This is a genomic window from Enterobacter sp. EC_50, from assembly GCF_019584525.1.
Lineage (GTDB): Bacteria > Pseudomonadota > Gammaproteobacteria > Enterobacterales > Enterobacteriaceae > Enterobacter > Enterobacter roggenkampii.
Genome location: NZ_VDAF01000018.1, coordinates 87,960 through 100,691, shown reverse-complemented (window position 1 = coordinate 100,691; position 12,732 = coordinate 87,960). Strand labels below are relative to the sequence as shown.

12 protein-coding genes and 1 other annotated feature are annotated in these 12,732 nt (G+C 55.4%); of the genes, 3 read left to right on the top strand and 9 right to left on the bottom strand.

The features are described from left to right. Positions 1-110: 110 nt before the first annotated feature. Entirely contained in the window at positions 111-1,064 is a 954-nt protein-coding gene (gene tal, locus FHC48_RS16105; protein ID WP_008502045.1) for a transaldolase, read from the bottom strand. A 262-nt stretch (positions 1,065-1,326) separates the two neighbouring features. Here tal and FHC48_RS16100 point away from each other — a divergent pair, with 262 nt between their 5' ends. Beyond that, positions 1,327-2,757, top strand: coding sequence for a sodium:alanine symporter family protein (locus FHC48_RS16100; protein WP_023326670.1), 1,431 nt, complete (start codon positions 1,327-1,329; stop codon positions 2,755-2,757). Between the two features lie 66 nt (positions 2,758-2,823). Then, positions 2,824-3,597, top strand: a complete 774-nt coding sequence (gene yaaA, locus FHC48_RS16095; protein WP_008502047.1) for a peroxide stress protein YaaA — start codon at positions 2,824-2,826, stop codon at positions 3,595-3,597. A 32-nt stretch (positions 3,598-3,629) separates the two neighbouring features. Here the strand turns inward: yaaA and FHC48_RS16090 are convergent, their stop codons facing one another. From FHC48_RS16090 to yjjY, 7 genes are all read right to left on the bottom strand, one after another. Further along, entirely contained in the window at positions 3,630-3,911 is a 282-nt protein-coding gene (locus FHC48_RS16090; RefSeq protein ID WP_023293318.1) for a DUF2502 domain-containing protein, read from the bottom strand. Positions 3,912-4,219: 308 nt separating this feature from the next. Continuing rightward, complete coding sequence (thrC, locus tag FHC48_RS16085; RefSeq protein WP_059364571.1) at positions 4,220-5,506, bottom strand: threonine synthase; 1,287 nt, start codon at positions 5,504-5,506, stop codon at positions 4,220-4,222. A 3-nt stretch (positions 5,507-5,509) separates the two neighbouring features. After that, the gene (gene thrB / locus FHC48_RS16080; protein WP_021240567.1) at positions 5,510-6,439 is read right to left on the bottom strand and encodes a homoserine kinase; all 930 of its coding nucleotides are present in this window, start codon (positions 6,437-6,439) and stop codon (positions 5,510-5,512) included. A gap of 1 nt (position 6,440) precedes the next feature. Then, the gene (gene thrA / locus FHC48_RS16075; RefSeq protein WP_059364568.1) at positions 6,441-8,903 is read right to left on the bottom strand and encodes a bifunctional aspartate kinase/homoserine dehydrogenase I; all 2,463 of its coding nucleotides are present in this window, start codon (positions 8,901-8,903) and stop codon (positions 6,441-6,443) included. A 24-nt stretch (positions 8,904-8,927) separates the two neighbouring features. Beyond that, positions 8,928-9,045: a sequence feature (Thr leader region), on the bottom strand. Next, entirely contained in the window at positions 8,984-9,052 is a 69-nt protein-coding gene (gene thrL, locus FHC48_RS16070) for a thr operon leader peptide (RefSeq protein WP_015572623.1), read from the bottom strand. (Overlaps the previous feature by 62 nt.) Positions 9,053-9,263: 211 nt before the next feature. After that, positions 9,264-9,950, bottom strand: a complete 687-nt coding sequence (locus FHC48_RS16065) for a tRNA/rRNA methyltransferase (protein WP_008502053.1) — start codon at positions 9,948-9,950, stop codon at positions 9,264-9,266. Positions 9,951-10,349: 399 nt separating this feature from the next. After that, positions 10,350-10,490: a protein YjjY gene (gene yjjY, locus FHC48_RS16060; protein ID WP_085928893.1), complete on the bottom strand. Its 141-nt coding sequence runs from the start codon at positions 10,488-10,490 to the stop codon at positions 10,350-10,352. Positions 10,491-10,585: 95 nt separating this feature from the next. Here yjjY and arcA point away from each other — a divergent pair, with 95 nt between their 5' ends. Continuing rightward, on the top strand, positions 10,586-11,302 hold the full coding sequence (gene arcA / locus FHC48_RS16055; RefSeq protein WP_003856501.1) for a two-component system response regulator ArcA: 717 nt from the start codon (positions 10,586-10,588) through the stop codon (positions 11,300-11,302). A gap of 47 nt (positions 11,303-11,349) precedes the next feature. On the opposite strand, the gene creD is transcribed toward arcA, so the two are convergent. Further along, positions 11,350-12,702, bottom strand: a complete 1,353-nt coding sequence (creD, locus tag FHC48_RS16050) for a cell envelope integrity protein CreD (RefSeq protein WP_059364567.1) — start codon at positions 12,700-12,702, stop codon at positions 11,350-11,352. Positions 12,703-12,732 lie beyond the last annotated feature (30 nt).

The window sequence follows — 12,732 nt, the reverse complement described above, 5'->3', positions numbered from 1 at the left end:
ATCCATTCCATTCAAAGAGTACTGATTAAAGGGAATGATACACGCAGAGAGGAAATTCAGACAGGGTACGAAAGCAGTCGCGTGACCGGGAGCCCGGTCACGCGGAATGATTACAGCAGGTCGCCGATCATTTTTTCCAGTTTTTCCTGGTCAACAGCAAACTTACGGATACCGTCCGCCAGCTTGTCTACCGCCATTGGATCCTGGTTGTGCTGCCACAGGAACTCGGATTCAGTGATGCGCTCTGGGCGTGCTTTCACTTCACCGGTGTAAGACAGTTTACGCTCCAGGGTGCCTTCGCTTTCTGCCAGCTCTTTCAGCAGCGCTGGCGCGATGGTCAGGCGGTCACAGCCAGCCAGCTCGATGATTTCACCGACGTTACGGAAGCTTGCGCCCATAACCACAGTCTCATAGCCATGCTGTTTGTAGTATTCGTAGATTTCAGTCACAGAAATCACGCCTGGATCTTCAGCCGGTGCGTACTCTTTCTTATCGGTGTTGGCTTTGTACCAGTCCAGAATACGGCCCACGAACGGAGAAATCAGGTATACGCCTGCTTCTGCACATGCACGCGCCTGTGCGAAGGAGAACAGCAGGGTCAGGTTACAGTTGATACCCTCTTTTTCCAGCTGCTCTGCCGCGCGGATACCCTGCCAGGTAGAAGCCAGTTTGATCAGGATACGATCGTTGCTGATGCCCGCATCGTTGTACAGTTTGATCAGACGTTTTGCTTTCGCGATAGACGCTTCGGTGTCGTAGGAGAGACGCGCGTCCACTTCGGTAGAGATACGGCCCGGAACCAGTTTCAGGATCTCCAGACCGATGTTCACGGCCAGTTTATCAGTAGCGTCCACAACCTGCTGCGCGCGGTCGTTGCTCTGCGCTTTCGCCCAGGTCACAGCCTCGTCAATCAGTTTGCGATACTCAGGGATCTGTGCGGCGTTAAGGATCAGAGAAGGGTTGGTTGTGGCATCCTGCGGCTGGTACAGCTTCATTGCCGCGATATCTCCGGTGTCAGCTACGACAGTGGTGAACTGACGAAGGGAGGTCAATTTATCCGTCATGATAGTGTTTCTCTTTTAACGTGCCCTGGATAATTCACGCTACCGACAGCATGCCTGCAGCGGAAAAATGACAGGTTTACTTGTTAGGGGGATGTAACCGGTCTGCCCTGATGATAACACGACGGAAGGGTAGCGCAACCGCAGACAGTGCGCTTAGGCAGAGTATGATAAACTCAGAATATTAACAGGCTGCTAAGCAACAGCATGCCCAATCAGTGGTAGCGCTTACATATTCACGTTGGCATCAACAAGAGGGACGTTAATGCCTGATTTCTTTTTCTTTATTAACGAAGTCCTCTGGGGTTCGATAATGATTTACCTGCTTCTGGGAGCAGGTATTTGGTTTACGCTACGCAGTGGGTTTATCCAGTTTCGCTATATTCGCAAGTTTGGCAGAAGTCTGAAAAACAGCGTCACGCCCCAGCCGGGCGGATTAACGTCGTTTCAGGCGCTCTGTACCAGCCTTGCGGCACGCCTGGGCAGCGGGAATCTGGCGGGGGTAGCACTGGCCATCAGCGCCGGTGGGCCAGGCGCGGTCTTCTGGATGTGGATGACGGCACTTCTCGGTATGGCCACCTCCTTTGCCGAAAGTTCGCTTGCGCAACTCTACAAAGAGAAAGATAAGCGCGGCCAGTTTCGCGGTGGTCCAGCCTGGTACATGGCGCGTGGCCTGGGGATGCGCTGGATGGGCGTCCTGTTCTCGCTTTTTTTACTGCTCGCGTACGGTCTTATTTTTAATACCGTCCAGGCGAACTCGGTCGCCCATGCCATGCGCTATGCCTTCTCCTGCCCCGAGTGGCTCGCGGGTCTCGCTTTAGCTTCGATCGTTCTGCTTACCATTTCATTCGGTCTCAAGGGTATCGCTCGCCTGATGCAGTGGCTGGTACCCATTATGGCGCTGCTCTGGGTTGCCGCGAGCCTGTTCGTCGCTGTATTGCATCTCGACCAGGTGCCGGGCGTGCTTGCCACCATCGTCAAAAGCGCCTTTGGCTGGCGCGAAGTGGCTTCCGGCGCGCTGGGCTACACCTTCAGCCAGGCGCTGATGGCGGGTTTTCAGCGGGGCATGTTCTCCAATGAAGCCGGTATGGGGTCAACCCCCAATGCGGCAGCCGCCGCCTCTTCCTGGCCGCCACACCCGGCCGCACAAGGTATTGTGCAGATGATTGGCGTCTTTACCGATACCATTATTATCTGTTCCGCCAGCGCCATGATTTTGCTGCTGGCAGGCCCCGTACCCCACGCGTCGGGAACCGTCGGGATACAGCTTCTTCAGCAGGCGCTGGTGACCCTGACCGGCGGCTGGGGAGCCGGATTTGTCTCGCTCATCCTGATCTTGTTTGCCTTCAGCTCAATCGTAGTGAATTACCTCTACGCCGAAAATAACCTTATTTTCCTGAAACTCGACTCCCGCGCCGCGATCGGAACCCTGCGTCTGGGGGTTATCCTGATGGTGGTAGCAGGCTCCCTGCTCAGTATGCCGCTGGTCTGGCAGCTGGCCGATATCATTATGGCGCTGATGGCAATCACGAACCTCACGGCGATCCTGCTGCTCTCGCCCGTGGTGACCCTGATTGCCAGAGACTATCTGCGCCAGCGCAAACTCGGCGTTCCGCCGGTCTTTGATCCCGCCCGCTATCCCGATATCAAGGCGCAGCTTGCCCCCGGCACGTGGGATGATTTGCCACGGCAATAACAGCTATCGATCAATTCAGGGCGATTTTTTGCTAAAGTCGCTCTAAATTTCCTGCAAGGACTGGATATGCTGATTCTGATTTCACCTGCAAAAACGCTCGACTACCAGAGCCCGCTCGCCACCGAGCGCTATACCCAGCCTGAACTGCTGGACTATTCGCAACAGCTGATCCGCGAAGCGCGTAAGCTCTCTGCGCCGCAAATCGCCTCGCTGATGAGCATCAGCGACAAGCTGGCCGATTTGAACGCGACCCGCTTTCACGAGTGGCACCCGGATTTCACCCCTGCCAACGCTCGCCAGGCGATTCTGGCGTTTAAAGGCGACGTGTACACCGGCCTGCAGGCGGAAGATTTTAGCGAAGCCGATTTTGATTTTGCCCAGCAGCATCTGCGCATGCTGTCGGGCCTGTACGGCGTACTGCGACCGCTGGATCTGATGCAGCCTTATCGTCTGGAGATGGGGATTCGCCTGGAGAATGCCAAAGGCAAAGATCTGTACCATTTCTGGGGCGATATCATTACCGATAAGCTGAATGCGGCGCTGCGCGCGCAGGGCGATAACGTGGTGATTAACCTGGCATCCGATGAATACTACAAGTCGGTGAAGCCGAAAAAACTGGATGCCGACATCATCAAGCCGGTATTCCTCGACGAGAAAAACGGCAAGTTCAAAGTGATCAGCTTCTACGCCAAGAAAGCGCGCGGTCTGATGAGCCGCTACATCATTCAGAACCGCCTGACGAAGCCGGAGCAGCTAACCGCCTTCAACAGCGAAGGCTATTTCTTTGACGAGGCGTCGTCAGGGAAAGGCGAACTGGTGTTTAAGCGCCACGAGCAGTAAAAACAAACCCCGCCGGCTGGCGGGGTTTTGCATTAGTGGTGTTTCCAGTCCGGACCTGGACGATGATCGTCATGATGATGGTCACGCTCGCGATGCTCATCGTGAGGACGCCAGCGGTTATCGCGCCAGTCATAATGCGCCTTCCACCAGTCATGGTCGCGCCAGCGGCCACCGTCCCAGTAGTGCCCGTTATTATCCCGGTCGCCAATCTGCAGTTTGACCGCAGGTACGAGGGTGATTTCAGATGCCTGAACCGCCATGGGAGCGACCAGCATCAGTGAAAGCGCAATCAGCGCAGGTTTCAGTTTTGACATCGGTGACTCCTTATTATCGTTGCCCAACGTGGGCCGATGTAAGGAGAGTACGCGAGGGGAACGGGGGATGTTATTCTCTGCAATCCTAAACGCTAAGTGGCCGCATTTATTGAGAATTTCTGCTTTTTCCCTGCTATTTTTCTCCTTAATTTCTTCACAAAAAAAGCCGGGTGGCGCTTCGCTTACCCGGCCTACGGTTTGTTCGTCTTTGTTGGCCCGGTAAGGCGAAGCCGCCACCGGGCAACACAATCACGCACGCGTCATCATCAGTTGTAGGTCGGGTAAGGCGTAGCCGCACCCGACAAAAATCACGCGCGGGTCATCATCAGCTTACGCAGCGCCGCAAAGTCCGCCGGCAGCTCATGGGACAGCAGCGGCAGGTCGGCACGCTCGGCCAGTTCTTTCGGCAGCGGCAGCGTTTCGCCCAGGATCGCCTCCACGCTCTCTTTGAACTTCGCCGGATGTGCGGTTCCCAGGAACAGGCCGTATTCACCCGGATTAAGCTGATCGCGCAGCGCGCGGTAAGCAATCGCCGCGTGCGGTTCAGAGGTATACCCCACCGCCTTCAGCTCGCGCATGGTGGATTTGGTGGTTTCATCCGTCACCGCAGCATAGCCCAGGTCGCCCAGACGCCAGATCTTACGGCGGAACAGCTCTTCCACCCGCGACCAGTTGTTCGGCTGAGACACATCCATCGCATTGGAGAGCGTCGCCTGCGTGGCGTTCGGCGCCCACTTACCGTCTTTCAGGAAGCGCGGCACGGTGTCGTTAGCGTTGGTGGCGGCGATAAAGCGTTTCACCGGCAGACCCAGGGATTTCGCCAGCAGGCCAGCCGTCAGGTCACCGAAGTTACCGCTCGGCACGGAGATCACCAGCTGATTGCGCGCGTCCTGCGGCAGCTGCGCCACCGCTTCGAAGTAGTAGCAGATCTGCGCCAGCAGACGGCTGATGTTGATGGAGTTGGCGGAGTTCAGACCCAGCGCCACCTTCAGATCTTCGTCGTCGAAGGCCTGCTTGACCAGCGCCTGGCAGGCATCGAAATCGCCGTCAATTGCCACGGTTTCAATGTTGCCGCCGAGGGTGCAGAACAGTTTCTCCTGCAGCGGGCTGATTTTACCTTTCGGATAGAGGATCACCACGCGGACGTTTTTCAGGCCGTAGAACGCGTGGGCGACCGCCGCGCCGGTATCCCCGGAGGTCGCGGTCAGGATGGTCACCGGCTTGTCGCCACTGATGTGGGTCAGCATCTGCGCCATAAAGCGGCCGCCGAAGTCTTTGAACGCCAGCGTCGGACCGTGGAACAGCTCCAGGCAGCCAACATCAGGCTCAACCTGCTGAACCGGCGCCGGGAAGGCGAATGCCGCGCGTACGCGCTCTTCCAGCAGCTCCTGCGGAATTTCATCCCCGATAAACGCGGACAGAATTTTGGTGCTGCGGGTGACAAAATCCTGCTTCAGCAGGTCATCAATCTCGGTCAGCTGGAATTCCGGCAGGTCATGCGGGAAAAACAGCCCCTGATTTTTGCCCAGTCCCTGAGTCACCGCCTGCGCGAAGCTGACCTGCTCGTTATGATCTTTAAGGTTGTAGAGTTTCATTAATTATCCCAGTACTCGTGCGCCAGCCGTGTCCAGACGGCAAATATGAACAAAGCCTTCCTGATTTTGCAGGTAGTGTTTAGAGAGCCAGTCCGCCACGCGCTGCGCAGTGTCAGGCTTGTCGCACAGGGCGAACAGCGTCGGGCCGGAGCCGGAGATGCCGCACGCCTGCGCGCCGATATCCATGGACGCCTGTCGCGCCTCGTTAAAGCCGGGCAGCAGCTTCGTGCGGTACGGCTCGGCAATGACGTCCTTCATCAGTTTGGCCGCCAGCTGCGGCTGACGGGTGTAGCAGGCGTGGATAAAGCCCGCCAGATGACGCCCGTGGGCGATACAGTCCTGACGGCGATACTGCGCGGGCAGGATCGCACGCGCTTCCGCGGTTGATACCTTGATACCCGGATAGGCCAGCACCCACAGCCACTCATCAAACCCTGGCACCTGCTGGCTGATGATGCCATTTTCTTCGATCATCAGCTGCATGCCGCCGAGGAAGCATGGCGCAACGTTGTCATAATGAATGCTGCCGGAGATACGCCCTTCCAGCTCGCCCATTAAGGCAAGCAGGCGGTTGTTGTTCAGCGGCTTGCCGCAGTGCTCGTTCATCGCCACCAGCGCGGCGACCACCGAGCAGGCGCTGGAACCCAGCCCGGAGCCAATCGGCATACTTTTTTCCAGCGTCATGGCGACCGGCACGTTTTTACCGATCTCCTGACAGAAACGCTCCCAGCACTGATAGACGATATTCTCGCGTGGCTCAGACGGTAGTTTGCTGGCGAAGCGGCCTACGTTATTCAGGCTGAAGCTGTCTGCCGCTTCCACCGTCACCGTATCGCCCAGCAGCGAACCGTCCACCGGCGTCACCGCCGCACCCAGCACGTCAAATCCGACGCTCATATTCGCGCTGGAAGCCGGGGCATAAACTTTGACCATGTTAAACTCCTAACTTCCATGACAGGGTACGCAGCAGATCGGCAAAGACACCCGCCGCCGTAACGTCGTTCCCTGCGCCATAGCCGCGAAGCACCAGCGGCAGTGGCTGATAATAGTGGCTGTAAAACGCGAGGGCGTTTTCGCCGTTTTTGACTTTGTACAGCGGGTCATTGCCATCCACTTCGGCAATCTTCACCCGGCACACGCCATCTTCTTCAATGTTGCCAACATAGCGCAATACCTTACCTTCATCACGGGCTTTCGCCACGCGGGCGGCAAACGCGTCGTCAAGCTGCGGCAGCCTGGCCATAAAGGCGCCGACATCGCCGCTGCTGTCAAATTCTGCCGGCAGAACAGGTTCAATCACAATATCGGAAAGCTCAAGCTCACGGCCCGTTTCGCGCGCGAGGATCAGCAGCTTGCGCGCCACGTCCATACCGGAAAGGTCGTCACGCGGATCCGGCTCGGTATAGCCCAGCTCGCGCGCGGCGCGGGTGGCCTCCGAGAGGCTCATTCCTTCGTCCAGCTTGCCGAAGATAAACGACAGCGATCCGGAGAGAATGCCGGAGAAACGCTGCAGCTCATCGCCCGCGTTAAGCAGGTTCTGCAGGTTCTCGATAACCGGCAGGCCTGCCCCCACGTTGGTGTCGTAGAGGAACTTGCGGCGCGACTTGCTCGCTGCCAGACGCAGCTGGTGATAGTAATCCATCGACGAGGTGTTGGCCTTTTTGTTCGGCGTCACCACGTGGAAACCTTCGCGCAGGAAGTCCGCGTACTGGTCGGCCACCGCCTGGTTCGAGGTACAGTCGACGATGACCGGGTTAAGCAGATGATACTCTTTTACCAGACGGATCAGGCGCCCCAGGTTGAACGGCTCTTTTGCCTCATTCATCTCGGCCTGCCAGTTTTCCAGGTTCAGGCCGTGGACGTTGGTCAGCAGCGCTCTGGAATTCGCGATCCCGCAGACGCGCAGGTCGATGTGTTTCTTCTTAAGCCATTCCTGCTGACGCTTCACCTGCTCCAGCAGCGCGCCGCCGACGCCGCCCACGCCAATCAGGAACAGCTCGATAACCTGATCGGTGTTGAACAGCATCTGGTGAACCACACGAACGCCGGTGGTGGCATCGTCGTTATCCACAACAACAGAAATTGAACGCTCTGACGAGCCCTGGGCAATCGCCACGATATTGATATTGGCGCGCGCCAGCGCGGTAAAGAATTTGGCGGAGATACCGCGCAGGGTGCGCATACCGTCGCCCACCACGGAGATGATCGCCAGACGCTCCTGAATCGCGAGCGGCTCCAGCAATTCTTCTTTCAGCTCCAGATAGAACTCTTCCTCCAGCGCGCGGCGGGCGCGAAGGCAGTCAGCCTGCGGCACGCAGAAGCTGATGCTGTACTCGGAGGAAGACTGGGTGATCAGCACCACCGAAATACCGTTGCGGGACATGGCCGCAAACACGCGTGCCGCCATGCCGACCATCCCTTTCATCCCCGGACCCGAGACGCTGAACATCGCCATGTTGTTCAGGTTGGAGATGCCTTTCACCGGCAGTCCGTCCTCATCGGTACTCGCGCCAATCAGTGTACCCGGCGCTTGCGGGTTACCGGTGTTTTTAATCAGGCAAGGGATTTGGAACTGGGCAATCGGGGAGATGGTACGCGGGTGAAGTACTTTGGCGCCGAAGTAGGAAAGCTCCATCGCTTCCTGGTACGACATCGACTTCAGCAGTCTGGCGTCCGGTACCTGGCGCGGATCGCAGGTATACACGCCGTCAACATCAGTCCAGATCTCACAACAGTCCGCGCGTAAGCAGGCGGCCAGCACGGCGGCGGAGTAGTCGGAACCGTTACGGCCCAGCACCACCAGCTCGCCCTTCTCGTTACCGGCGGTGAAGCCTGCCATCAGGATCATGTGGTCAGCGGGAATTTTGCTGGCGGCGATACGGCGGGTTGATTCGGCAATATCAACGGTGGATTCGAGGTAGTGGCCCACCGCCAGCAGTTTTTCAACGGGATCGATCACGGTCACACTATGGCCGCGCGCTTCCAGCACGCCGGCCATGATGGCGATAGAGAGTTTTTCACCGCGACAAATCAGCGCTGCATTGATGCTGTCCGGGCACTGGCCGAGAAGGCTGATGCCGTGCAGGACATGTTTAATTTGCGCGAATTCTTGTTCAACAAAAGACTTCAGTTGCGCATGCGGGAAGCCAGGCAGCGCTTCTGCCAGGCCTTGCAGTAAGTCAGCGAAGATACGCTCTGCGTCGCTGATGTTCGGAAGTGCATCCTGACCACCGATGGTTTTTTCAATCATCGCCACCAGATGGTTCGTGATTTTTGCCGGGGCAGAGAGCACGGTCGCAACCTGCCCCTGCCTGGCGTTGCTTTCCAGGATATCGGCAACACGCAGAAAACGTTCTGCATTTGCCACTGATGTACCGCCGAACTTCAACACTCGCATGGTTCTACCTCGTTTCCTTTAGCCGAAAAAAAAGCCCGCACTGTTCAGGTGCGGGCTTTTTTCTGTTTTTCCTGTACGCGTCAGCCCGCATCGTTACCTGTGGTAATGATGATGGTTGTGGTAATGGTGGTGATGCTGATGCGTTTCATGGATGTTGTGTACTCTGTCATTATTATCTGTCTGTGCTGTATTCTTTTAGGGTTAAAGGATCGGGCCCCTTAAGTCAATGGATTTTTAATTTGATCACATTTTGGGAGACTCTCAGGTCCCGCTGCGTGCCGCTTTATTTTCATCCGATTCCCCCAAACGCAACCCGTTCAGACAGACTTATTCGCCATAGTAAAAACTTATGGCAGTATTTTACTCGGCCAATTTTTTTTCAATATCGTGCAGCAAACGGTGCAACATGGCGGTGTCCCGTTGCTCAAGACGACCAAGACGCTGCTGCAGCCAGTCGGCCATTTTCTGATCGTCCGCGACGCCAAGGCTCGATAACAGCCCCTGCACGCGAGTTCGCAGCGCGGCCAGCTGATTTTCATTTGCCGCTTCTGGCTGAGGTTGAGGGATTTGCATTAGGGAGGCTAATTGATAGCAATAGACCATGACCGCCTGGCCCAAATTCAGGGAAGGATAATCGGCCACCATCGGCGCACCGGTAAGAACGTCCGCCAATTCCAGCTCTTCGTTGGTTAATCCGGAATCTTCACGTCCAAATACCAGCGCGGCTTTCTCCAGCCACTGGCTTTTCTCTTCGAGCATGGGTACCAGTTCAGCAGGCGTGGCGTAATAGTGGAACTTCGCCCGGCTGCGCGCGGTGGTTGCAACGGTAAACGAAATGTCATGCAGCGCGTCGGCAAGCGTAGCGTAAGTGGTTATATTATCGAGAATATCTCCCGAACCATGCGCCACCCACCGGGCGGCTGGCTCCAGATGGGCCGTGCTGTCCACAATACGTAAATCGGTAAAACCCATGGTCTTCATCGCACGCGCCGCTGCGCCTATATTTTCTGCTCTGGCTGGTGCAACCAGTACAATCGACAGATGCATTTATGCTCTCTTTTTAATCAGTTAGCTGGTAAAAATGTGATGCACTTCAACATATTACGCAGCGCGAATTTACAAAATTGCAACACAAATCACCGAAATAGCGTTTCATAACAAATTAAAAACGCTAAACTATTCTGTGTCTGAACAATCAGTTAGAATGTTAACAGAACACTATTATCCCTATGTTTTATAATGATAATAGTAACATGAATACTCTATTCTGATTGGATTCGCTTCGTTTATAAATCAATGTCCGCAACTAGTTGGTTTATTGAAAAATTGTGACAAAGGCTAGCATTCGGCTACGATGATTTCATCAAACTGTTAACGTGCTACAATTGAACTTGATATATGTCAACGAAGCGTAGTTTTATTGGGTGTCTGGTGTCACTTAGCCTGTTATGTTGCTGTTAAAATGGTTAGGATGACAGCCGTTTTTGACACTGTCGGGTCCAAAGGGAAAGTACCCAAGACCAAGCTAATGATGTTGTTGACGTTGATGGAAAGTGCATCAAGAACGCAATTACGTACTTTAGTCACGTTAAGCCGATCATGTTAATTTGCGACATGCATCAGGCAGGTCAGGGACTTTTGTACTTCCTGTTTCGATTTAGTTGGCAATTTAGGTAGCAAACATGCAGACCCCGCACATTCTTATCGTTGAAGACGAGTTGGTAACACGCAACACGTTAAAGAGCATTTTCGAAGCAGAAGGCTACGATGTCTTTGAAGCGACCGATGGCGCAGAGATGCATCAGATCCTTTCTGAAAATGATATCAACCTGGTGATCATGGATATTAACCTGCCGGGCAAAAACGGTCTTCTTCTGGCGCGCGAACTGCGCGAGCAGGCGAACGTCGCGTTAATGTTCCTGACGGGCCGTGACAACGAAGTTGATAAAATTCTTGGCCTGGAAATCGGTGCGGATGATTACATCACCAAGCCGTTCAACCCTCGCGAGTTAACCATTCGTGCACGCAACCTGCTGTCCCGCACCATGAACCTGGGCACGGTCAGCGAAGAGCGTCGTAGCGTCGATAGCTACAAATTCAACGGCTGGGAACTTGATATCAATAGCCGTTCGCTGATTAGCCCGAACGGCGAGCAGTATAAACTGCCGCGCAGTGAATTCCGCGCGATGCTGCACTTCTGCGAAAACCCGGGCAAGATCCAGTCCCGTGCAGAGCTGCTGAAGAAAATGACCGGCCGTGAGCTGAAGCCGCACGACCGTACCGTAGACGTCACCATCCGTCGTATTCGTAAGCACTTCGAATCTACACCAGATACGCCGGAAATCATCGCCACGATCCACGGCGAAGGGTACCGTTTCTGCGGTGACCTGCAGGAGTAATCCCGCAGTTAACGCAATAAAAAACGGCGCATTTGCGCCGTTTTTTTTTATTTCCAGATCCGCATCGTATCGTCATCCGGCGATGCAGGTGGCTCAGGCCGCTTCGGCTGTGAAAGTAAATACCAGTCGAGATGTCGGGTCAGGTACATCACGGCGAACAGTGCCAGCGCCAGCACCGCTGACCCCAACAGCAGCGCGCTATCCTCCGAGCGCAGCAAGAACCACATCACCACGTCCAGCCCCAGCAGGGCCAGCACGAACAGCCCGCTACGCTTCCAGCTTTTCAGCACAGCCCGCAGGTACATCCCGTTCATCGCCGCGCCAACCAGACTTGCAACAACCCAGGCTGGCGTAAAGCCGACGTGTTCTGACAGCGCCAACAGCACCAGATAGAACAGCACCAGCGACAGCCCCACCAGCAGATACTGCATCGGGTGCAGGCGCAGCCCGGTCAGAGTTTCGAAAACAAAGAAGGCCATAAACGTCAGCGCAATCAGTAAAATAGCGTACTTTATCGCCCGGTCAGTCAGTTGATACTGATCGGCGGGCGTGGCCACCGTGACGCTGAAAGCGGGGATCGACTCCCACGCCGGAGATTCACTGCCGTTGAACCAGCTCTCAAGGTTGTTCGCAAACCAGCTGCTCTGCCAGTTCGCCTGGAAACCGGAATCACCAATTTTGTGCTTCACCGGCAGATAGTTACCCATAAAGCCTGGATGTGGCCAGTTGCTGTTCAGCGCCATTTCACTGTTACGTCCCACAGGCACCACGGCAAAACTTCCCGTCCCTGCCAGATTCAGCGACATCTCCATGAGAAACGTTTTTGGCTCCAGCGCTTTGTCCGTCAGCGGGATATGAATCCCGGAAAGCCCCCCATACACGCCTGAACCCGGCTCTACGCCCAGCGTCTCACCGTTGATACTGGAGACGTTCACCGTGCCAATACCGCGAGCGTCGCCCACGCCAACAACGATAAACGGCTGCCCCAGGGTCATCGCCTCCCCTTTCAGCTGCGTGATTTTTTCGGTGTTGAACCGCGCTTTTATGTTGAGTTTAGTGTTCCAGATCTGCCCGTCATAAATACCGATATTTCGGGACTCAACGTGCTGGTTACCCTCAACCAGCAGAGACTCCGGCAGGATAAAGCGCATATAGCTTTTCTTGTATTCGACGTTCTTCTCATCCTCTAACTTGTAGAAGATCTCCGTCACCGGGATAGCAATCAGCGGGCCGACCAGTTTTTGCGGTCCACTGGTACTCTGGCGAAGCGTATTTTCGACATCGTTACGGTAGCTTTCACGCTCTGAAATGAGGTTACTCACCATAAACAGCGGAACTAACAGCAGCAGAATGCACCCCAGCAGGGTGCTGACTTTCCAGAACAGGGGGGATTTCATCATTACGTCTCCTTTGTGATGAGGAGAGCGTAA